The sequence below is a fragment of the Ruegeria halocynthiae genome (genome assembly GCF_000743705.1).
Classification (GTDB): Bacteria; Pseudomonadota; Alphaproteobacteria; order Rhodobacterales; family Rhodobacteraceae; genus Ruegeria; species Ruegeria halocynthiae_B.
The window spans coordinates 814,119-833,415 of record NZ_JQEZ01000002.1 but is presented as its reverse complement, the minus strand read 5'-3'; the positions used below and the strand labels follow the sequence as shown (position 1 = coordinate 833,415).

22 protein-coding genes are annotated in these 19,297 nt (G+C 54.9%); 16 read left to right on the top strand and 6 right to left on the bottom strand.

The window, feature by feature from the left end:
* Nucleotides 1–64 precede the first annotated feature (64 nt).
* Genes JT51_RS10545 through JT51_RS10525 form a run of 5 tightly spaced genes read left to right on the top strand, consistent with a single transcriptional unit; the run spans nucleotide 65 to nucleotide 4,148 of the window.
* Nucleotides 65–1,030, top strand: a complete 966-nt coding sequence (locus JT51_RS10545; protein WP_037311585.1) for a cupin — start codon at nucleotides 65–67, stop codon at nucleotides 1,028–1,030.
* On the top strand, nucleotides 1,027–1,629 hold the full coding sequence (locus tag JT51_RS10540; RefSeq protein ID WP_037311580.1) for a class I SAM-dependent methyltransferase: 603 nt from the start codon (nucleotides 1,027–1,029) through the stop codon (nucleotides 1,627–1,629). Before JT51_RS10545 ends, JT51_RS10540 begins: the two co-directional genes overlap by 4 nt.
* Nucleotides 1,630–1,639: 10 nt before the next feature.
* A complete protein-coding gene (locus JT51_RS10535) occupies nucleotides 1,640–2,764 on the top strand; it encodes a cobalamin-independent methionine synthase II family protein (RefSeq protein WP_037311578.1) in 1,125 nt (374 codons plus the stop codon).
* Complete coding sequence (locus JT51_RS10530) at nucleotides 2,761–3,456, top strand: alpha/beta fold hydrolase (protein WP_037311576.1); 696 nt, start codon at nucleotides 2,761–2,763, stop codon at nucleotides 3,454–3,456. The genes JT51_RS10535 and JT51_RS10530 overlap by 4 nt, the downstream gene beginning before the upstream one ends.
* The gene (locus tag JT51_RS10525) at nucleotides 3,453–4,148 is read left to right on the top strand and encodes an RraA family protein (protein WP_037311572.1); all 696 of its coding nucleotides are present in this window, start codon (nucleotides 3,453–3,455) and stop codon (nucleotides 4,146–4,148) included. The genes JT51_RS10530 and JT51_RS10525 overlap by 4 nt, the downstream gene beginning before the upstream one ends.
* Nucleotides 4,149–4,719: 571 nt before the next feature.
* Here JT51_RS10525 and JT51_RS10515 read toward each other — a convergent pair.
* Together JT51_RS10515 and JT51_RS10510 are read right to left on the bottom strand one after the other, a co-directional pair.
* Nucleotides 4,720–5,475, bottom strand: coding sequence for a hydrolase (locus JT51_RS10515; RefSeq protein ID WP_160175177.1), 756 nt, complete (start codon nucleotides 5,473–5,475; stop codon nucleotides 4,720–4,722).
* Between the two features lie 28 nt (nucleotides 5,476–5,503).
* Nucleotides 5,504–5,935, bottom strand: coding sequence for a VOC family protein (locus JT51_RS10510; RefSeq protein WP_051927484.1), 432 nt, complete (start codon nucleotides 5,933–5,935; stop codon nucleotides 5,504–5,506).
* Nucleotides 5,936–6,020: 85 nt separating this feature from the next.
* Between JT51_RS10510 and JT51_RS10505 the strand changes: the two genes are divergently transcribed.
* From JT51_RS10505 to JT51_RS10480, 6 genes are all read left to right on the top strand, one after another.
* Complete coding sequence (locus JT51_RS10505; protein ID WP_037311567.1) at nucleotides 6,021–6,917, top strand: LysR family transcriptional regulator; 897 nt, start codon at nucleotides 6,021–6,023, stop codon at nucleotides 6,915–6,917.
* Between the two features lie 393 nt (nucleotides 6,918–7,310).
* Entirely contained in the window at nucleotides 7,311–8,309 is a 999-nt protein-coding gene (locus JT51_RS10500; RefSeq protein ID WP_037311566.1) for an alpha/beta fold hydrolase, read from the top strand.
* Nucleotides 8,306–9,793 (top strand): FAD-binding oxidoreductase, encoded by a 1,488-nt coding sequence (locus JT51_RS10495; RefSeq protein ID WP_037311564.1) that lies wholly within the window; start codon nucleotides 8,306–8,308, stop codon nucleotides 9,791–9,793. Before JT51_RS10500 ends, JT51_RS10495 begins: the two co-directional genes overlap by 4 nt.
* Entirely contained in the window at nucleotides 9,790–10,200 is a 411-nt protein-coding gene (locus tag JT51_RS10490) for a membrane protein (protein WP_037311562.1), read from the top strand. Before JT51_RS10495 ends, JT51_RS10490 begins: the two co-directional genes overlap by 4 nt.
* Complete coding sequence (locus JT51_RS10485) at nucleotides 10,197–11,249, top strand: hypothetical protein (protein WP_037311560.1); 1,053 nt, start codon at nucleotides 10,197–10,199, stop codon at nucleotides 11,247–11,249. The genes JT51_RS10490 and JT51_RS10485 overlap by 4 nt, the downstream gene beginning before the upstream one ends.
* Complete coding sequence (locus JT51_RS10480) at nucleotides 11,239–11,523, top strand: hypothetical protein (protein ID WP_037311557.1); 285 nt, start codon at nucleotides 11,239–11,241, stop codon at nucleotides 11,521–11,523. The genes JT51_RS10485 and JT51_RS10480 overlap by 11 nt, the downstream gene beginning before the upstream one ends.
* 238 nt (nucleotides 11,524–11,761) lie before the next feature.
* Here the strand turns inward: JT51_RS10480 and JT51_RS10475 are convergent, their stop codons facing one another.
* Nucleotides 11,762–12,820, bottom strand: coding sequence for a helix-turn-helix transcriptional regulator (locus JT51_RS10475; protein ID WP_037311555.1), 1,059 nt, complete (start codon nucleotides 12,818–12,820; stop codon nucleotides 11,762–11,764).
* 128 nt (nucleotides 12,821–12,948) lie between these two features.
* Here JT51_RS10475 and JT51_RS10470 point away from each other — a divergent pair, with 128 nt between their 5' ends.
* The gene (locus tag JT51_RS10470; RefSeq protein WP_037311553.1) at nucleotides 12,949–13,980 is read left to right on the top strand and encodes an alpha/beta hydrolase family protein; all 1,032 of its coding nucleotides are present in this window, start codon (nucleotides 12,949–12,951) and stop codon (nucleotides 13,978–13,980) included.
* A 202-nt stretch (nucleotides 13,981–14,182) separates the two neighbouring features.
* Here JT51_RS10470 and JT51_RS10465 read toward each other — a convergent pair whose 3' ends face one another.
* Nucleotides 14,183–14,608 (bottom strand): VOC family protein, encoded by a 426-nt coding sequence (locus JT51_RS10465; RefSeq protein WP_037311551.1) that lies wholly within the window; start codon nucleotides 14,606–14,608, stop codon nucleotides 14,183–14,185.
* 68 nt (nucleotides 14,609–14,676) lie between these two features.
* On the opposite strand from JT51_RS10465, the gene JT51_RS10460 reads away from it, so the two are divergent.
* Nucleotides 14,677–15,267 (top strand): TetR/AcrR family transcriptional regulator, encoded by a 591-nt coding sequence (locus tag JT51_RS10460; protein WP_037311549.1) that lies wholly within the window; start codon nucleotides 14,677–14,679, stop codon nucleotides 15,265–15,267.
* 295 nt (nucleotides 15,268–15,562) lie between these two features.
* Complete coding sequence (locus JT51_RS10455; RefSeq protein ID WP_235216151.1) at nucleotides 15,563–15,829, top strand: ParB N-terminal domain-containing protein; 267 nt, start codon at nucleotides 15,563–15,565, stop codon at nucleotides 15,827–15,829.
* A 290-nt stretch (nucleotides 15,830–16,119) separates the two neighbouring features.
* Here JT51_RS10455 and JT51_RS10450 read toward each other — a convergent pair whose 3' ends face one another.
* Nucleotides 16,120–16,551, bottom strand: a complete 432-nt coding sequence (locus tag JT51_RS10450; RefSeq protein ID WP_152563326.1) for a RidA family protein — start codon at nucleotides 16,549–16,551, stop codon at nucleotides 16,120–16,122.
* Between the two features lie 85 nt (nucleotides 16,552–16,636).
* Between JT51_RS10450 and JT51_RS10445 the strand changes: the two genes are divergently transcribed.
* Nucleotides 16,637–17,356 carry a helix-turn-helix transcriptional regulator gene (locus tag JT51_RS10445; RefSeq protein WP_037311543.1) on the top strand — a complete coding sequence of 240 codons (720 nt, stop codon included), beginning with the start codon at nucleotides 16,637–16,639 and terminating at the stop codon, nucleotides 17,354–17,356.
* Between the two features lie 96 nt (nucleotides 17,357–17,452).
* Here JT51_RS10445 and JT51_RS10440 read toward each other — a convergent pair whose 3' ends face one another.
* Entirely contained in the window at nucleotides 17,453–17,884 is a 432-nt protein-coding gene (locus tag JT51_RS10440) for a helix-turn-helix domain-containing protein (RefSeq protein ID WP_037311539.1), read from the bottom strand.
* 30 nt (nucleotides 17,885–17,914) lie between these two features.
* Here JT51_RS10440 and JT51_RS10435 point away from each other — a divergent pair, with 30 nt between their 5' ends.
* Nucleotides 17,915–18,457 carry a DUF2938 domain-containing protein gene (locus JT51_RS10435; RefSeq protein WP_235216150.1) on the top strand — a complete coding sequence of 181 codons (543 nt, stop codon included), beginning with the start codon at nucleotides 17,915–17,917 and terminating at the stop codon, nucleotides 18,455–18,457.
* Nucleotides 18,458–19,297 lie beyond the last annotated feature (840 nt).

Here is a 19,297-nt window from a genome sequence, read left to right as displayed (position 1 = left end):
AGAGAGCGTGCCGTACAAGCACGCAACCCACCATTCCTGAAAACGTAGTATCGGAACTTGCAAAATGTCGAAATCAACAATCTCTTCCCGCATTGTTCACTATGGTGAACTCCGGCCGTGCAAAACCGCATTTATCGACGCCCACACGCCGGGCAGCGATCAGAAAGAGAACTTCACAATCGTTGGCGGGGGGGTCTCGGAATCTCCTGATCAGCATGTGCATATCACTGACAAGATCGGCTTCAACATCGGTGCTGCGGGCCAGCCGCCAAAATGCCGGAACTCTCTGCACAGCCACACAACGGCCGAGGTCTTCTTTGTCGCCAAAGGTCGTTGGCGTTTTTTCTGGGGCCGCTATGGCACCGCCGGTGAATTCATCGCCGAAGAGGGCGATATCTTCAACATCCCGACTGGTATCTTCCGGGGTTTTGAAAACGTAGGTCAGGATTATGGGATGATCATGTCGATGCTAGGCGGTGACGATGCGGGCGGCGGGGTCACTTGGGCACCGCAGGTTATCGAAGATGCGCAAGCACATGGGCTGATGCTTGGCGACAATGGTGTGCTGTACGATTCCAAAAAGGGCCAGGAATTACCTCACAACGTGCACCCGATGCCTCTGTTGACTGAAGAGCAATTGAAGGACTACCCCGAAGTTCCAGTAGAAGATGTGGTTGGAAAGTACATCGCGCGCTATTGGGACCTGATGGCATTGTCGGCCAACAAACCCGCGCAGGTGATCGGCGAAAACGGAATGATCAAGGATAAACCCGGCTTCGAGGTAGATTTCCTTGGGCGAGGATCCTCTGTGACCGAACCGGTTGTGGCAGAAAATCCTGTGGTTCTTATGCCAGCCAGCGGCCATTGGCGTGTTGTGATCGACGATCATGAAACCACTTTGTCCACCGGCGACACGGCTTTGGTCCTATCCGGTGAATCCTATAGCGTGCAACCATCGATGACCGGGCATGCGGGTCTGTATAGGATCACTGCAACCGATGACCCGGCAGGAGCAACCTGGACAGGATGAGCGTAGACCCAAAAGACATACACGCCGTTTATGAGCGGCAAGCGACGGAGTATGACAAACGTCGCTCAAAGGCCCTGTTCGAAGCGCGCTGGCTGGCGCGCTTCACGGTCAGCCTCAAGCCGGGTGACCATGTGCTGGATCTGGGCTGCGGCACAGGCGATCCGATTGCGCGCTGGTTCATGGCTGAGGGGTTCGCAGTAACAGGTGTCGATTTTGCCGAGGCGATGCTGGCCATAGCCCGTGACCGCTGGCCTAACGGAGATTGGCGGCACGCTGATATGCGGGTCTTTGAGCTGGATCAGCAGTTCGATGGCATCATTGCGTGGAACAGCTTTTTTCACCTGACAGCGGATGAACAAAAAGACTGTATCGCGCGTATGTCGCGTCATTTGCGATCCGCTGGAATGCTGATGCTGACAGTAGGACCGCGGGCCGGAGAAGTTAGCGGCACGGTGGGATCAGAGCTTGTCTATCACGCGTCGTTGTCCCCAGCAGACTACGCGACGTGTCTTGAGGAAAACGGACTGCAAATGACCGGTTTTTTGGCCGAGGACCCTGAAACCCAAAGCCACACGATCCTGATGGCGCGCAAAGTTTAAGGAGGCGCTGATGACTATCAAAACCACACATGTTGGATCTCTGCCCCGCACACAAGACGTAGTGGATTTCATTTTCGCCCGTGAAAACGGTGAAACCTATGACGCCGCCGCGTTTGACGTCTGCATGACCGATGCGGTCTCTGAGACAGTGCGCAAACAGGTCGACGCTGGTGTCGACGTTGTCAGCGATGGCGAAACCTCGAAGATTTCCTACGCGACCTATGTCAAGGATCGTTACACCGGATTTTCTGGTGATAGCCCGCGAAATGCGCCTGCAGACCTGAAGATGTTCCCCGGTTTTCTGCAACGGCTGGCCAATGACGGTGGCACGCCCCAATACGCACGGCCGATGTGCACCGGCGAGGTGCGCTCAAAAGGGCAGGGCGAGTTGGAGAAGGACATCGCCAATCTTAAAGCCGCCATGGAGCAGCACGGGGCCGAGCGCGGCTTCATGAATGCGGCATCCCCGGGTGTGATCTCTTTGTTTTTGCAGAATGAGTTCTATCCCACGCGCGAGGCCTATCTGGCAGCATTGGCAGATGCCATGAAAGAGGAATACGAAACCATCGTGGCCGCGGGTTTGGATCTGCAACTGGATTGCCCCGATCTGGCCTTGTCGCGCCATATGCTGTTCACCGATCTTTCGGACGACGAGTTCGTGAAGATTGCCGACATGCATGTTGAGGCACTGAACCACGCGCTCCAGAATGTACCGCAGGATCGCGTGCGAGTGCATATCTGCTGGGGCAACTACGAGGGGCCGCATTGTTGCGACATAGCAATGGACAAGGTCTTCAGCACCTTGATGGCGACCAAATCGCATTATGTTCTGTTTGAGACATCAAACCCGCGCCACGCGCACGAGTGGACTGTGTTCCGCGACCGCAAGTCTGAGATACCCGATGACAAGGTACTGGTCCCCGGCGTGGTCGACACTACCACCAATTTCCTCGAGCATCCCGAACTTGTGGCCCAGCGGATCGAACGCTTTACAGAAATAGTCGGCGCGAACCGGGTTATCGCGGGCAGCGATTGCGGTTTTGGAACCTTTGCGGGCTTTGGGGCTGTTGATCCGCAGATTGCTTACGCCAAATTGTCCGCGCTGTCTGATGGGGCAAAGCTGGCTTCGGCATGACACCTTTGATTTTCTTACCGGGTATGATGTGTGATGCACGCCTCTTTGGCCCGCAGATCAATGCTCTGTCGCGCATCAGGCCCGTGATGACTTTCCCTTTGTCTGGGCACGACAGCGTGCAGGCAATGGCGAATGATATCCTAAAATATGGGCCGCCCGATTTCGCGCTGGCAGGCTTGTCGATGGGGGGGATCGTGGCGATGGAAGTATTGCGTCAGGCTCCTGAACGTGTCTCACGACTGGCATTGCTCGACACAAACCCGCTCGCTGAAAATCCAGAAGTAAAAGCCCGTCGTGCGCCTCAAATGGCGGCTGTTCGCGACGGCAATCTAAAGTCGGTGATGCGGGACGAGATGAAACCCAATTACCTGGCCGACGGGCCTAACCGGGGGGCTATCCTGGATCTTTGCATGGCGATGGCCTCCGACTTGGGTCCTGACGTTTTCTTGCGCCAGTCGCAGGCGCTGATGGACCGCCCGGACCAAAGCGCGACTCTGAGGGCTTATACCGGAAAGGTTCTGGTCCTGTGTGGACGCGAAGACAAGTTGTGCCCGGTTGAGCGCCACCAGATGATGCATGATCTGCTGCAACACAGCGCGCTGGAGGTCATCGAGGGTGCAGGACACCTCCCGACATTGGAACAACCACAAAGAACCACGGCGGCATTGATCCGCTGGTTGGAGGACAAATGACGCCATCCCTATTGTCCCTGCTTCGCAAGGTCGACACTCCCACTGTCTGCAACGCCATCGAAGTGGCACAGGGTAAGCGCGGGTTCGACGATTTTACGCGCGGCACCATGCTGTGTTCAGTGCCTGATGAGCCTGCGATCGTCGGCTATGCGCGCACGGCCAAGATCGCGGCGGTCAATCCACCGACCGAGACGCCCGACGTCATCAAAGCCCGGCGCATGGCCTATTATAAATACATGGCCGAAGCGCCCAGCCCCTGTGTCGCTGTGATTGAGGATTTGGATTTTCCCGATTGCATCGGCGCCTATTGGGGTGAAATCAATACCTCTGTCCACAAGGGGTTCGGTATATCCGGTGTCGTAACCAACGGTGTCATGCGCGATCTCGGGGACTTACCCGAGGGGTTTCCGATAATTGCCGGTTCTGTCGGGCCGAGCCATGGCTTTGTCCACATCCGCGAGATTGATACGCCGGTTTCAGTTTTTGGCCTGAGGGTTAATCCGGGCGAATTGGTCCATGCCGACCGTCATGGTGCGCTGGTCGTGCCCGAGGAAGTCGTCGATCAATTGGGAACTGCAATACAAAAGCTATTGTCTACAGAACGTATTGTCTTGGACGCAGCCCGTCATCCGGAGTTTAATTTCGAAGCATTCGAAACCGCTTGGGCAGCCTTTGAAAAAGCCAGAGTCTGATTGTCGCCTGAGTGAATAAGAAATGGCGCACTTAAGGCACAACTGCCTTTTTTTGGTGCCACAATGACAAACTCTGAAAATGGTACGTCAGAATAAGCCGCGTCGCAGAAGCAAACTCTACTTCGAAAGTCCGGTTTGGGCCGACTTGAAGCAACTTGTCTGCAGGCCAAGGGGTTACGCCACGCCGTCTCCGGGGTTGGCTCTGAGCCTAACAGTATGATGCTGCACTATGCCTGAAGGCCTGCAAATCGCGTCAAAGCCTGCGCTCGATCCAATGCTGGAGCACTCAAGCTAACCCCATTTGCGTTGTCCGACTGTGCGAGCGGCGTAGTCATTCCAAAAGATCGCCCGCATGTGAAACTAGCTCTGGCCCACCTATGATCACCGAACCGGGCCCGCTGATCCCACGTGTAGATCTGATCAATTATCCATTCAAGCACGATATGATTGCGGTGGCACAGGTGCCAGGAGCAGAAAAGTGTCAGGATAGATGGTTCTTTCGTCCGCTGGTTGTGGATGATCTTGATCACGCAAAGAAGGTCAGGGGAGGATGCCCCTGACCCTTTGCGGATTACCAGGTCGAGTCCGGGTCAATCTTGAACAAATGCTCCATGAACACCCGGGTAACCGCTTGCAGTTTGTCGCTGCGGGCGTGGTCACGTTGCAGTTCTGCGGGAACGACGTTCCAGGTGATCGGCTCGACGCCGGCTTCGATCATGCGACGCATACCGTTTTCATGGCTCAACTGAGAGATTGAACCGACGGCGTCCTCGGGCACGTAAACGTCATATCCAGATTTCTCGGCTTCAATCGCAGGGTATGCCAGGCATACATCGGTCCACAGGCCACCCATGATCAGCTTCTTCCGCCCGGTTGCTTCAACAGCGGCAACAAACTCGGGCTCTTCCCAGGCGTTCACATTGGTCCGGTCAATGAACACGGCGTTCGGAGCCAGTTCCTTAAGTTCCTCGATCATCGGATCATAGCCATTCAAGCCAACGGCAACATGGCTGAAGATTATCGGGATGTCGTAGATAACCGCGGTCTTGATCAGGCCGGTGGTATTGTTGATCAGCTCTTCGTGGTCGATGTTCTTGACCCCCGCCAGAATTGGCGGCTGATAGTCGATAAGGATCAATGCCGAGTTGGTTGGCGACAGGAACGGGTCCTCATACGCGGCCCGCACCGGCGTGCCCTGGTAGCCCTCCGGATAGGTGGCAACGCCATCTACCGTTTTGATCATTGGAGTTTCGGCCAATACAGGCAGCGCGGTTGCAGCGATGGTCAGGCTCAAGGCTGTCGCAAGGGGTTTGAGAGATAAGGTCATGAGAGTTGCTCCTTTAGAGGTATGGGGGTTAGGCGTGCACATGCTCGGCAATCAGTTGCGCAACTGATGGTCCTGGGCCGACAAGCTCAAGCACGTTGCGATCCGGATCGCGTATGAAGATGGTTTTGGTGCCCCGGAATTCACGCCGCCCGGTGATTGCGATGCCGTTTTCGATGACAAAGGCTTCGGTCGCTTCGGCGTCTTTCACCTTTACGGCCAGATGGGTGATGCCGGGGTATTTTTCGACCTCATCCATCAGGACGTTTTCACCGGCTTTCGCGGTGGCGGGTCCAAGCAAATTGATGTTGATCCCGGACGGGTGCAGCATCACCAGCGGATGGCCGTCGTCATAACCGCCGTCAGCGATCTGTTCGAATCCTAACAGTTCATAAAACGAAACAGACGCGATGCGGTTGCTGATGCGGATGCCGATGTGATCGAAATTTCTGATATCCAACATGGCTGTGCCTTTCCTTTGCTTGCAACAAAGGTAACTTTGCCTGTAACAAATATTAATACTTCAGTTGGAACTATATTTATTCCAGATGGATCATAATAAAGACCTCTTTGACGGCATGGTTCTGTTCTGCGCCGTGGTGACGCAAGACAGCATGAGTGCGGCTGCAAAATTGCTGGGACACACCCCCAGCCATGTCAGCAAGGAAATTGCCCGGCTTGAAACGCGGTTGGGGACGCGGCTTTTAAACCGGACAACACGGCGGCTCAGCCTGACGGAATCCGGGCGCGTCTATTATGAAAACGCCCGACGGATTGTGGAAGATGCCCACGCCTTGCAAGACCGGTTGCATTCGATAGGTGACCGGCCCTTCGGGGAATTGCGGTTGAGCGTTCCGGTGGTCTTTGCCCACGGTTGGCTAAATCAATGGTTGCCCGAATTTCTTGACCGATATCCTGACGTAGACCTGCATCTGGACATTTCTGAACGCCATTCCGACCTGATCGGCGAAGGGATCGATTTACTGGTGCGAATTGGGACCCTCCCGTCGTCTGATCTGGTGGCCCGGGAGATCCTGCGCACTCGGGGTCTTACTGTGGCATCCCCGTCCTACCTGAAACGCAATGGCACACCGCATCACCCAAATGACCTGAAAGACCATGAGCTGATTGATTTCTCATTTCACGGAATAACGCAAAGCTGGACATACATGGGCCCGGGCGGAGAGGTGATCACCGTGCCAATTTCACCAAGGATACGATGTGACGATGCACACACCGAAAAAGTGCTTGCCCTTGCAGGCCGCGGGGTTACCCGTCTTCCGGAAATCTCATGTCAAGCTGAACTGGACGCGGGAACTCTGGTTCCCATCCTGACAGCGTTTGAAAACCCACCGCTTGGCGTTCATGTGATCTATGCCAGCCGTGACAATCTGCCAGCAAAAACGCGTGCCATGATTGATTTCCTGGTCGAAAAGGTTCGTTGAACTGGTGTCTTCTGCTGGCGTCGCGATGCTAATCAACGGCTACGCATTGTATGTGATCGAGCCATCAGCATCGCGCAGCCGCAGCGAATGTCTCCTATGACGGGCCGCACCGCAGCTCGTCGACCAGGTCGTGGAGGTCGGCTTTGGGCCGTCCGCGTGATCAGTTGATAGCGGGGCAGGGGCCTCTGCCGCAAGGCCTCTTGGGTCCGGAATGAGCCCAATCTGACAAATGCTGCGGATCATCCGAATGGCCGTTCTGGCATCTTCGCATGCCGGAGGTGAGATGTAGTCGTCTGATAATCCAGATCGGGGACATAAATAAGGAAATCCCCACTTGTCTTTGACCTGAGTGATGCGATTGTGGATTTTGAGATGAATTGAGTACTAAGATTTATGAACAGATGGATTGTTTGGATTGTTGCCTCTCTTGTGACACTTTGCGTTGTTGCGATTTTGGCGTTCCGATGGGCAGCTTATCACCGTGAAGCTTTGCCATTTGCGGCCGGATTACCGGATGATGGGCGGCTTCTGGAAACACCTGAAGGCTCGTTTTTTGTGCTCGAAGCCGGAGAGGCAGGAACTCCTCGCGTTTTGTTTGCACATGGAACAGCGGCATGGTCAGCGATTTGGCGTGAAACGATGAACGCGGTTTCAAAGAGCGGCTATCATTCAACCGCTTTCGATATGCCACCCTTTGGCTGGTCTGAGTATCCAGAAGGAACCGACTATAGCAGGTCGGCGCAGGCTGACCGCATCGTTGCATTGTTGGAGACGCTAGGTGACCAACCCGTTGTGGTGGCCCATTCAGTTGGGGCAGGACCGGTGTCCGAGGCTGTGCTGCAACGCCCCGATCTGGTCTCTGGTTTTGTAATTGTTGCGGGGGCGATCGGGTTGAACGATCGGGCGGATCCAAAACAGCCACCGTTTGTTCTGCGCAATCCAACCATCCGGCCGTATTTGACCTCTGCAACAGCGACGAACCCACTGCTAACTCGAAAATTCTTGCAAGATTTCATGTATCAGGCAGATGCGGCGTCGCCTGAGGTGGTGGCGATGTTACAGGAACCAATGGTCCGGGAAAACTATACGCAAGTTGTATCCGACTGGATCCCGGAACTATTCACAACTCCGAACGATGCATTGAGTCTGGATCCTGCCAATTGGACGTCGCTCGACGTGCCAGTTGCCTTAATTTGGGGGACCGAAGATAGTGTGACCCCTGTATTTCAAGGTAAAGAGCTCGCATCGCTCATCCCGGGCGCAACGATAACGGTCCTCACAGATGTCGGCCACATCCCTCACCTTGAGGCACCTGCAGAGTTTGCTGCCGCGCTTATCGATGCGCTGCAGCCAATGACGCAATCCCACAAAGAGGAGCGTGAACAGAAATGAAGTCCATCACCCGGCGGTCAGCCCTGGTCCTTGGCGGCGCGGCGGCGGGTTGGGCCGCAGCCCGCACATTCAACAGCGATCTGCCTGTTCTGGACGGCACCACGAGATTGGACCAACCGCCGACCGGAACAGTCATGAACGACGCGAGCGGGCTCTCATCCACGCCGATCCACAAGCATCTGGTGCTGTCGGAAAATGCAGACGATGCCTTGATCGCGGCCATTCGAAAGGAACTGGCAGAGGCAGCCTCTGCAAACAGGGCTTTCAACGTGGGTGCGGCGCGGCATTCGATGGGCGGGCAGGCCATTCCGAGGGATGGAACCGCCGTGACATTCGACAATGGTACAGTAGAAATTGACAGCGCAAGCCAAAGCTACAGGGTTCATGCCGGGGCGCGTTGGTCCCAAGTGATTGCCGCGCTCGACCCGAATGGCTGGTCGCCCACAGTCATGCAATCCAACAATGACTTTGGCGTGGCCGCGACGTTTTCTGTCAACGCACATGGTTGGCCCGTGCCCTACGGACCCATGGGGGCCACGGTTCGGTCACTGCGCATGATCCTGCCGTCCGGCGATCTGGTGACTTGCTCGCCTGAACAGAACGCGGACCTCTTCAATATGGCCATGGGGGGCTATGGGCTTGTTGGAGTGATCCTGGATCTTGAAGTCGGCATGGTGTCCAATGCGCGCCTTGTTCCGACCTTCGAAACTATGGCCGCCAGCGCATTTCCCGCCGCCTTCCAGGCCGCCATTGAAGAGCCCGCTGTCACGATGGCCTATGGTCGTCTGAACGTTGAACGGGCGTCCTTCTTTGAACAGGCATTGTTGATCACCTATCGCCAGACCGATGATCAAACCGCGCTGCCGCCAGCAAGCGGGTCAGGCTGGATGTCGCATGTAGCAAGCCGCCTCTACCGCACGCAGCTGGGTAACGAGACGATGAAGTCATTCCGCTGGTGGAATGAAACCACCCTCGGGCCCGCGATTGGTGACGGGGAAGTGACCCGCAATTCGTTGATCAACGAACCGGTTGTGACGCTCGATGACCGCAACCCGGATCGCACCGACATCTTGCATGAGTACTTTGTCAGTTTTGATGCGTTCGATGCGTTTCTGACGGCCTGTCGCGACGTGATCCCGGCCTCGTACCAAGAATTCTTGAACGTGACGCTCCGCTATGTGGCGCAGGATGATCAAAGCGACCTGTCCTATGCCACGACGCCGCGCATTGCTGCGGTGATGTCTTTCAGTCAAGAGATGACCGAACGTGCCGAAGCCGATATGAGGCGGATGACCGAAGCGCTGATTGAACGTATCGCGCAAGACGGCGGTGCTTATTATCTGCCATACCGACCCCACGCGCGCCTTGATCAACTGGCCCGAATTTATCCGGGTGCAGCCAACTTTACGGCGAATAAGCGCGAGTTGGATCCGCAGCTGATCCTGCGCAGTAATCTTTGGGACAGCTATCTGGAGCAGCTATGACATCCATGCAGAAACTCTGCCTCGTCTATTTCGTGGTGCTGATGATCGCCGCGTCACTGAACTACATTCCGGGGCTGACAAACGAGGACGGGCTCGCGTTCGGGATTTTCGCGCTCGATATCTATGACGATGCCCTGCATGTTGCCTCTGCATTATGGGCGTTGATCGCCGGGCTATTGTCCCATCGTGCAGCGCGTACGTTCATGATCCTGTTTGGCATCGCCTATCTCGGCGATGGAGTGTTTGGGTTCTTTACTGGCTATGGCTACCTCGACCTTGGCATCTTTACGAACGCCTCGGCGGGTCTGGACTTTTCCCTGGGCAGGGTGCTTGCGAACGTGCCTCATTTGGCGCTCGGGGCCTTGGCCGTGTGGGCTGGGTTCACAAACATCGGGCGCCGGGTATGAGGTTCTTCTGGCGGTGGCTCAAACGGCTGGCCGTGGTTCTTGTCATGGTTGTGGTTGGCCTCCTTTCACCGGTGGCCTATTCAGAAGTCATGTGCCGCCCGACAGGCGATCCGAATGCATCGCAAACGATCCTGGAGCCAGACCATCACCGTTTGGAATCCCGCACCCTTATGACCTATCCAGAGTGGCATATCGTTCACGCGTATGAGGACTATGCGCGTGTCCTCCAAGCGAGTGACCCCCATGATTACCAATTTACCACCGGGATTGCCGGTTTCTGGGGGTCACTGTGCACGCTGTCAAAGGCCGCGGGCCAACTTGGGCCAGAGGATAGCGCGACGAAGCAAATGGTTTACGTGATCGGCGTCAGCTTCACAGCAGAACTGTTGGCAAAGGCCGCATACGAGGAGACTCTGGGTCGTCTCTTTGCGGTGCTACGCGGCCAGAACCGGGCACCACTTGATGACGTTTCAGCTCGGCAGGCCAGGGACTATGCGGAGTTCCTTCAGCAGGTCCCGTGGTACAAATGGGACTTCCGGGCCGATGCCCAGGCTCTTACGGATAATGGCACACAAAACCTCAGGGATCGCGAGCGCCAGATTGCGCTGGGTATCGAATACCGCGCGAAAGCAGCCTACGCCGAGATCATCGCGGCAGCGGTGTCAGAAGTCGGTGCCGACGCACTGACCCTGCGGATGATTGTCGATGGTGCAACGCCCGAAACACTGGCGCGCCTCGACGGTGTGACTGTCATCGGCGATACAGGTTCCGGGATCGAAATCGAAACGGTGCGCTACCGCGCGCTGACACATTTAATGCAGGATATGTCGAATGTTGGTGTAGAATTTATCGAAATTGCCGGAAATGACGACATCATGTTCTCTATCGTATCCGATGCTGCTGAACATCCGAAAGCAATCTACAGCGATGCCCGACAGGGTTTTGACAATTATCGCCACCTGATATTGACTGACGTTGCCGATCTCGCTTCAGACCTGCGTGCCTTGGATGGTGGCAGAGAGCGTCTGGAACATATCCATGACTACTAGAGGCACATTTCTGGCAATCACGCTGCTCGTGTTTGGATGGGTCGGCATCCTTATTGGAGTAACGCTGCTCAGCGACGATGCCCCGGCCGCATTGGTGCTGTTTCCGGGTCAAGATTTCTTGGTGGATATACCGGAAGATGTGGCAGTGTTGGCTGCCACACCGTTCAGTGTGACGTTGGCATCAGACGATGCAGATCTCGCATTTCAACTGTACCAACACGGAGCTTGGCTGGTGCTACCTGCCGGCCTTCAGGGCTGCGCCTCGCGTTTGTAAATGCTACCTCGATTGGCAATGCGGACTTTCCCCCTGTCTGAGGTAACGACAGCTTTGTCCCGGCAATTGTGAATTCAAGCATCACTCGATTTCGGCGGAGCGGCGAATGGCGGCTATGCGGGCTGCGACCGCAGCATCTCGTCATGGCGCTCAAAGTCGGCTCTGGGCCGAGTTCACTAATGATTGACCTCGGATCGGGTATTAACGCTGAGTTGGATCATATTAAGTCCAAACTTTCTTAGATATTTGTCGATGATTTCTTCTCTGCTTTGCTTTGTGTTCGATACTCGATTGGTGATTGCCCGTAGACCCGCTGGAACTCACGATAAAAGTTAGACCGCGTCAGGAACCCGGACTCAGCTGCGATTTTTGCGACACTTGTATCAGTGTCTGCAAGTAGTCGGGCTGCATGTGTCAATCGAAACCTGTTCACATATTGCGACATGTTGGTTCGCTGAGTCTTGTTGATGGCAGACGACAAGATGCGGGCTGGAAGACTCAGGCGTCTGGCAAGTCGTTGGACAGTAATATCAGGGTCCAGATACAGCCGCTGCTCATCCATCAATCTCTGTAGACGAGCCGCGATTTCGGTGTCTTCGGTGTTGGCATCTGGCACTGTCGTCGCCACAATCTGCACCTTGGAGAACATCAATGGGAGCGTGACTAGCGTTACAAGAAGAAGCAGGATCAAAGGAATTGTCCCATAAGAGATCAGCTTTGAGGCATTGGCCCCCCCGGTGATCGCAAAATCGAATGCGATCGCACTGTCCAAAATCAATATGAAAACGAGAAATCCGATGCCGCGTAGAAGCCAATCGGAAAGGTGGCGGGATGCATCGACCCGCGCATGACTCAAAGCGTCGGGGCCCTTTCGCCAAAGCAGATAGAGGACACCGCTATAAAATATATAGCTTCCACTGATGACCCAATCCAGAATTCTCAGATCGGTGGCGAAGAGCAGAAACAACCCGATCAGCAAGAAAGGCGCGCCCAAATGCAACAGAGTGATCTTGGCAATGCCGCCCTTGTCGACGGCCATGGAGGCGAAGCCAAGATACATTAACGGCCCCAGAAACAGGGGTAGCGTGCGTTGCATAGGGATCAAATCCTCGACCCCATATCCAAATCGCAAACCGACCAACAAAGACGAGAATGCGCCTAACCCAAAAAAGGCCGAGAAAAATAGGTTGGCGCGCCGAAGACCCAGATCCAAACGCCACGCCAGAATGGCAAGCACACAGCAAAGCAAGGCAGTCGCCAGTGGCAAAGGGAAACTGATCAACCCGGGGCTGTCCATTTGACCTCTTTCTATCACCACCTGTCCTGGATCAGGATCAAGGACAGATATAGACTGTGCAACGTATTGTTTCAAATAGACCTATGGCCCAGATTCGATCCCACCCTGAATGATGATCGGAACTTTCAATGAGACATTTCTCATATCTACTTGCCGGAGTCTTGGCCGCCTGTGGTGGTGTTGCACAGGCTCAGTCCTATCAGCCTGCTATGACTGAGTTGGAGATCCCAGACGTAGTAGGGAAACGTGATCTTTCCGGATTTCTTTGGTATCCGACGGACGCCATAAACCCCGTGACCTACGATTTTGAAAGCGAGGTTTGGGTAGGCAACAAGGTTGTAAAGGATGCAGTTCCGGCAACGAAACAGTTCCCCCTTGTTGTCTTGTCGCACGGAATGTTTGGCAATGCATACAATCAGGCTTGGCTCGCCAATGCCTTGGCACAGCGCGGATACATTGTGGCCGCCATTAGCCACCCTGGCACATCAACCTGGTCCCGCGACCCCGATCATACTCGGCAATTGTGGGAGCGGCCGAAGGATATCTCCCGTGTCATTGACCATGCAATCGGATCGGCAGACTTTGCACGATATGTCGATCCAAACAGAATCTACATGGCGGGACATTCACTGGGTGGGTTCACGGCTGTTGCCTTGGCCGGCGCGCGCTACGACGCGGCCGGGCTAAAGAGGTTTTGTGACACTCAGCCAGACGAGTTGGCTTGTCGCATCCTTTCGGATTGGAAAATCGCACAAACACCCAAAGATCGCGTTCAAATGGAGGCCGACCTGTCCGATCGCCGGATCAAAGCATTTGCCGTTTTTGATCTTGGCGGAACACAAAGCTTTTCCGAGACAAGCATCCGTCAAATTGACCGGCCCATGTTGGTCTTTGGGGCACCGATTATGAATTCGGGTCTGACGCTCGACATTGAATCCCGCGCGCTGATTGCGGCCCTACCAGAAAGTAATTCACGCTACATCGAACCAGAAACGCTATCGCATTTTGATTTCCTCGGTCGCTGCAAGCCCGGAGGTTACGAGCTTCTGGCAAAAGAAGAACCGGGAGACGAGATCATCTGTTCAGATGGCGGCGCAGCGCGTGCTGCCAAGCATGAGATGATCATCGACACTGTCACGGAATTCTTTTCGAACTCATAATCCAAATGGCGATCAGTTGTTGTAGCTGTCGGCAAGAGATGACCGTGAACGACTGCGTAGGGGTCTCCTTGGCCACAAACGCCGCTGAGCTTCGGTGGTCGGTCAAGAGCCCTTGTGATCGAAGCTGCGCGATGTGCGAATGTTTGTAGTTGAATGCGAGAACCGGCAGGAAGAGGCCGGTATCGCAACTTACCTTGGCATTCTATGGGGGCAGCGCTTCGGACGCATACTGATCGACGAATTGGCCGACCGGCGAAATTGGTTTGATGACATCTATCAAAACCCCGTTGGGATCGTGCGTGATAAAGTGCCGTTGGCCGAAGTCTTCATCCGTCAATGTCTTTAGGATGGGCAACCCCGCAGTCTGAACACGTTGGAACTCGGCATCGACATCCTCGACCTCGAAATTCAGGATCAGGCCATTGATCGTACCGCGCCCCTCGGTCGGGATAGTGTCGTGATCTCCTTTGAGGATTGCGATGTTAACCTTCGGATCTTCACTTGATTGAAGATGGCAGTACCATTCTGCATCGAAGCTTACGTTGAAACGGAAATTGTCGACATAGAACGCTTTTGTCGTTGCGACATCATTGGTCTGGATCACTGGGTAATACTGGGTGCATTTCATGTTGCTTCTCCTACTCATGATACATACAGTCTGTATGTAGGTAGTTTATAAACATACAGGCTGTATGCATGCAACAGAAAAATGAAGCCCGTTCTAATCAGGCGCGCACGGAAGCAACCCGGTCCGCCCTTGTGAGCGCTGCGAGAAAGCTGTTTTCCGACAAAGGGTATGCCGAAACGTCAACACCTGAGATCGTAAAGACGGCAGGGGTCACGCGCGGTGCGCTCTATCATCACTTCGAGGACAAAGCAGCGCTCTTTCGTGCAGTTGTTAGAGAAGAGTATGTTGCTGTCGCTGGCGAGATAACGGCGTTCGCAATGGCAGAACCAGCATCTGCGGTTGATGCCTTGCGGCAGGGTAGCCGTGGCTATTTAAAGGCGATGTCGGACAAGGGCCGCGTTCGGATCATGTTACTTGATGGCCCGGCTGTCCTTGGGCAAGTGGAGCTCGACAAGATTGACCGGAAAACCTCGGCCGACACATTGCGATTGGGCCTCGAAGAAGCGATGGAGACACGGCAGATTAAACATCTGCCGATCAATGCCCTGACCGTCCAACTCTCCGCGCTTTTTGACAGGGCTGCGCTCGCCGTTTCAGAGGGTGACGATCCCGAGGATCACCTCGAAATTCTGGACGCGTTCTTTGCTTCGCTGACATAGCTTAGTTCTTAAAAACAGACATCTTTGTGAATTGTTGTTTGGTGGTAAAGTCCGCCTAGCATTTGTTTGTGATACACCATTGCTGCATTATCGACTGAAGTTAGCTTCTTTTGAGCTGCAGCGTATCATTTGACCTGTTAGGGCCGTCAAAAAGATGCCTTCGATTTGACCAAAAGCTCGGTAATTTACGAACTCATGACCGATATACATAGGCTGTTAGCTAGTGGCTCCATGAGACAAATTTAGAAATTCGTGGATATCGCAGCGCAAGTGCTTGCCTAAATGCTGCTCTCCCGTGCAATTTGATGTCATGCCTGTAAAAGAGAAATTTGCCATTGCCGACGTTCGCATTCCCATCAAACGCAGGAAAACTCTGGATCCCGCCAAAGTCGATGCCATCGCTTACGATATCCTCGAAAACGGCCAAACCACGCCCATACGCCTGCGCGCCGATAAAGGCGGCGGCTACATTCTTGTCGAAGGATATCACCGGCTAGAAGCCTTGCGCGCTATTGGTGAAGATAAAGTCGAAGGATTTCTGGTTCACGCTCAGTTGCACTGAAAGTACCAAATTGCAGATTCCATTCTGAAAACCGACCCGCTTGCTACGCCGAGTGCGAAAGTCCGTTCTGGGGACGCTGCACCGCAGCACACGACGTTGTGGCCAACGGCATGAAAGGGTCGCTCACACCTGAGCGAGGTCGGGCAGTCGAATAGATGCCACGATAGCTCCGGCGTCAGCATCGAGCCCAATAGTAACCGATGCTGCGCAGTTTGCGAACGTCGGCTTCCACTTCGCAAACTAGGTCGCGCTTGTGATTGCGGCGGCAAGTCGCCGCCGCAATCGAGCGCTCAATCCAAAAGCACGACAGCCTCGACTTCGAAGAGCATCGGGTCGATGGCAAGCTTCGGAACGGAGATCAGCGTTTGCGCGGGCAGGGTACCGCCGAACATACGCTTCACGTTTTCAGTCAGCACGCCGAGCTTCGACATATCGTGGTCGACCACGAACACGGTCAGCTTCACGACCTGTTTGGGGAGAGCGCCGAGCGCGTCGAGGACCGCCGCCAGATTGGAGTAGGCCTGCTCAACCTGGTTGCCGAACTCCGGCGATAGGTTACCGTTTTGATCCTGTCCGCCCTGTCCTGAAACAAAGGCAAATCGTCCCGCAGCAGGAGACACGACTGCCGTGCTGTAGCCGTTTGGCGTGGGATCATGCAGATGCGGTGGATTGACGATGATCGGCAATGCACCGTTGGATGTATTCTGATCTCGGGACGTCATGTTCATTCTCCTTGCTGAGTGGTCCGGGAGCAGCTTAGAACCCTAAGGTGACAAAATTTGTCACTAAAAGTGCTAAGGTGAATAAATGAACATCCGTCTCCGTCATGATGCCATCGTGCGCACCCTTCGCCGTAACGGAACAGCAACGGTCGATGAGCTGGCCTGTCAGGTCGGTGCATCCAGACGAACAGTATTGCGCGATATCGGGGCGTTGCGCGACCAGGGCTTTGTCATCCATTCCGAATGTGGGCGCGGAGGGGGCGTGCAACTCGATCCGCAATCTGTGCAGACCACCGCCCGCCTCTCGGTCACAGAAGTGTTTGCGCTTCTTATCAGTGTGGCGGCCATGCGCGCATCGCGAAGCCTTCCCTTCTCGGGCCTCGCCGACTCGGGGCTTGCCAAAATCGAGAAGGCCCTGCCGTCGGACAAGGTGCGGGATCTGCGCAGGTTCCTTGACTGTCTGCATGTCGGACAACTTTCGCCCAAACAGGACACCTCGGACATGGGCACTATTGACCCGGCGCTTTTGCCTGCCTTCGAAACCGCGTTTCTGCAACGGCAAAACCTGCGCTACGGCTACCAGGACGCCAAGGGCGCGGAGACGAGTCGCGAAGTCGAACCGCAAGCTATGCTCATCCTGCCGCCTCTCTGGTACCTCGTAGCCTGGGATTCCAGCCGTGAGGATTTCCGGCATTTTCGCATGGATCGGATCAGCCGCCCCGAGATCGTCGAGGGAACATCGTTCCGGAGACGGCATGTTCCGTTCGAGGACGATGTCTGTCCATTCAGCGAATTACCGCGCTAAACACCAGGAACGCGTCACGTCCGGGCGGCAGTGGTTCCAGTATCTCGACCCGTCAACAGCCCCGAAATGGTGGATCGGGGTCCACGCTTAATCCCTTCACCCTTTGTTGGGATTCCTTTTAGAACGTTTCGCATCGCCCTGCTTCTTCGTCAGTGCAACACAGATGATGCGCTGAAACCGAGGGCAATCCAGATGGTTTTCGGCGGTGCAATTCATGACATGGCGAAGGCCGTCCCGTAAGGCCGTCAGTTCCTTGATCCTCACGTCAATTGCATCGGCCTTTGCTGCCAGAACAGTACGATCCAGATCGGGCCTGCCTTCTGGACCCATCGTCTCTTTGATCTCGCCGAGTGAAAACCCGGCGGTTTGCGCCAGAGAAATGAGGGAAATCCGCGTCTTCACCTCATCCTCATAGAGACGCTTCAACCCCCTTCGGCCCGCCGACCGGATCAGGCCAACCTCTTCATAATAGCGGAGTTTTGACGGTGAAAATCCGCTTGCGCGAGAAAGTTCAGAAATGTCGAGCATGGTCTTGACCTCAAGTGGACTTGAAGTTGCATGTTGCCTATCCACTGCAAAACATCAACAGAAACTAAGGTCGATACCTCCATGACAACAGAAATTTTCTTCAGCGCGGTTCTGATCGGCATAGGCGCGACAGCCTTCATGGATATGGTCGCCCTTTCCCAGAAGCTGATCTTCTCTCAGCAATCGCTCAACTATGCGATGTTGGGCCGTTGGCTCGGCCATGTGGTACAGGGGCGGTTTGTTCATAGGCCCATCATGGCCAGCGACCCTGTTCCGGCGGAGCGTTTGTTGGGCTGGAGCGCACATTATCTGACGGGCGTCGTGTTCGCGCTGGGTTTTCTTTCCGTGGTCGGTCGGGGCTGGATTGAAGAGCCCAGCCTGCTGCCTGCGATTGCGTTTGGAATTTTTACAGTGCTCGCGCCTTTTCTGATCCTTCAGCCGGGCATGGGAGCGGGGTTGGCGGCACGGTTGACGCCTGATCCACGAGCTGCGCGGCGCAAGAGCGTCTTTGCACATCTCAGCTTTGGAATTGGGCTTTGGGTCACGGCAATCTGCATATCCAGCTTGTTGTAACATTTCGCGAAGAGCGTACCGAAAGCTGTCAGAAACGCTACGGGGCGCTTATGACTGCCTTGTTTCGCAGGCTGTGAATTCGGCAGCCGCCAAAATTTGCTACTGCAGCGAATGTCTCCTCTGACGGGCCGCACCGCAGCGACGGCACCCGTCGTCCAACGGCAGTTCAGGGCCGGCCGTCATGCTGCGTTTGCTAATGCGATAAATTGGGTCAAAGGCGGCAATGGGCTCTCTTGGTATTTGCTGCGCCGAGATCGAACGGCCGCGTTCGGCAATGGAAAATCTTTGAGTCGTGAATGGTAAAGTCAGCGTAACAGCCCGCCTTCACACGGTTCAAAATCAATAGCTTAGCCGATCATGAATGGCAAAACTATGCGTCGCCCGACAACCTATAAAACGCCAGAGATGTTTGACTTTTCCGTCACAACGTTGACCCAAACGCCCGTTGAACCCAACTAGGCATGGGCCGGTCGCTTCATCTTAGCGGCGGATACGGCGATGAGATTTGTGTGATAGAGCAAGCCTCAAAATGCAATCTGGACAAGGCGGTCTTGGGAATGGCGTACGCGTTCGAAGCGTTCGAGAATCACAGGTTTTTCCATATCGAGCGCCGCACGATACTTGCGTTCGACTATCGTTAGAAACATTGCTTCCGGCCCAAAATAGGCATTTGTCGCGTTGAGTGGTTCCGCACTACGGCTTCTGCAAAGCCGAAGTTGGTCGTCCTTGCGGCAATCGCTCTGCTCAGTGGACGGTAAGACCTTAACCTTCTCCAGATATTAGACTGTAGAAAACAGAGAGCGATTGCTTGCTTGCGGGACATTAGATCGTAAAAGAGAG

What these genes read in the sequence shown, in the direction of transcription:
- JT51_RS10545 (WP_037311585.1), top strand. Translation starts at nt 65, where the DNA reads ATGTCGAAATCAACAATCTCTTCCCGCATTGTTCACTATGGTGAACTC.
- JT51_RS10540 (WP_037311580.1), top strand. Translation starts at nt 1,027, where the DNA reads ATGAGCGTAGACCCAAAAGACATACACGCCGTTTATGAGCGGCAAGCG.
- JT51_RS10535 (WP_037311578.1), top strand. Translation starts at nt 1,640, where the DNA reads ATGACTATCAAAACCACACATGTTGGATCTCTGCCCCGCACACAAGAC.
- JT51_RS10530 (WP_037311576.1), top strand. Translation starts at nt 2,761, where the DNA reads ATGACACCTTTGATTTTCTTACCGGGTATGATGTGTGATGCACGCCTC.
- JT51_RS10525 (WP_037311572.1), top strand. Translation starts at nt 3,453, where the DNA reads ATGACGCCATCCCTATTGTCCCTGCTTCGCAAGGTCGACACTCCCACT.
- JT51_RS10515 (WP_160175177.1), bottom strand. Translation starts at nt 5,475, where the DNA reads ATGACCTTATCTCTCAAACCCCTTGCGACAGCCTTGAGCCTGACCATC.
- JT51_RS10510 (WP_051927484.1), bottom strand. Translation starts at nt 5,935, where the DNA reads ATGTTGGATATCAGAAATTTCGATCACATCGGCATCCGCATCAGCAAC.
- JT51_RS10505 (WP_037311567.1), top strand. Translation starts at nt 6,021, where the DNA reads ATGGATCATAATAAAGACCTCTTTGACGGCATGGTTCTGTTCTGCGCC.
- JT51_RS10500 (WP_037311566.1), top strand. Translation starts at nt 7,311, where the DNA reads ATGAACAGATGGATTGTTTGGATTGTTGCCTCTCTTGTGACACTTTGC.
- JT51_RS10495 (WP_037311564.1), top strand. Translation starts at nt 8,306, where the DNA reads ATGAAGTCCATCACCCGGCGGTCAGCCCTGGTCCTTGGCGGCGCGGCG.
- JT51_RS10490 (WP_037311562.1), top strand. Translation starts at nt 9,790, where the DNA reads ATGACATCCATGCAGAAACTCTGCCTCGTCTATTTCGTGGTGCTGATG.
- JT51_RS10485 (WP_037311560.1), top strand. Translation starts at nt 10,197, where the DNA reads ATGAGGTTCTTCTGGCGGTGGCTCAAACGGCTGGCCGTGGTTCTTGTC.
- JT51_RS10480 (WP_037311557.1), top strand. Translation starts at nt 11,239, where the DNA reads ATGACTACTAGAGGCACATTTCTGGCAATCACGCTGCTCGTGTTTGGA.
- JT51_RS10475 (WP_037311555.1), bottom strand. Translation starts at nt 12,820, where the DNA reads ATGGACAGCCCCGGGTTGATCAGTTTCCCTTTGCCACTGGCGACTGCC.
- JT51_RS10470 (WP_037311553.1), top strand. Translation starts at nt 12,949, where the DNA reads ATGAGACATTTCTCATATCTACTTGCCGGAGTCTTGGCCGCCTGTGGT.
- JT51_RS10465 (WP_037311551.1), bottom strand. Translation starts at nt 14,608, where the DNA reads ATGAAATGCACCCAGTATTACCCAGTGATCCAGACCAATGATGTCGCA.
- JT51_RS10460 (WP_037311549.1), top strand. Translation starts at nt 14,677, where the DNA reads ATGCAACAGAAAAATGAAGCCCGTTCTAATCAGGCGCGCACGGAAGCA.
- JT51_RS10450 (WP_152563326.1), bottom strand. Translation starts at nt 16,551, where the DNA reads ATGACGTCCCGAGATCAGAATACATCCAACGGTGCATTGCCGATCATC.
- JT51_RS10445 (WP_037311543.1), top strand. Translation starts at nt 16,637, where the DNA reads ATGAACATCCGTCTCCGTCATGATGCCATCGTGCGCACCCTTCGCCGT.
- JT51_RS10440 (WP_037311539.1), bottom strand. Translation starts at nt 17,884, where the DNA reads ATGCTCGACATTTCTGAACTTTCTCGCGCAAGCGGATTTTCACCGTCA.
- JT51_RS10435 (WP_235216150.1), top strand. Translation starts at nt 17,915, where the DNA reads ATGTTGCCTATCCACTGCAAAACATCAACAGAAACTAAGGTCGATACC.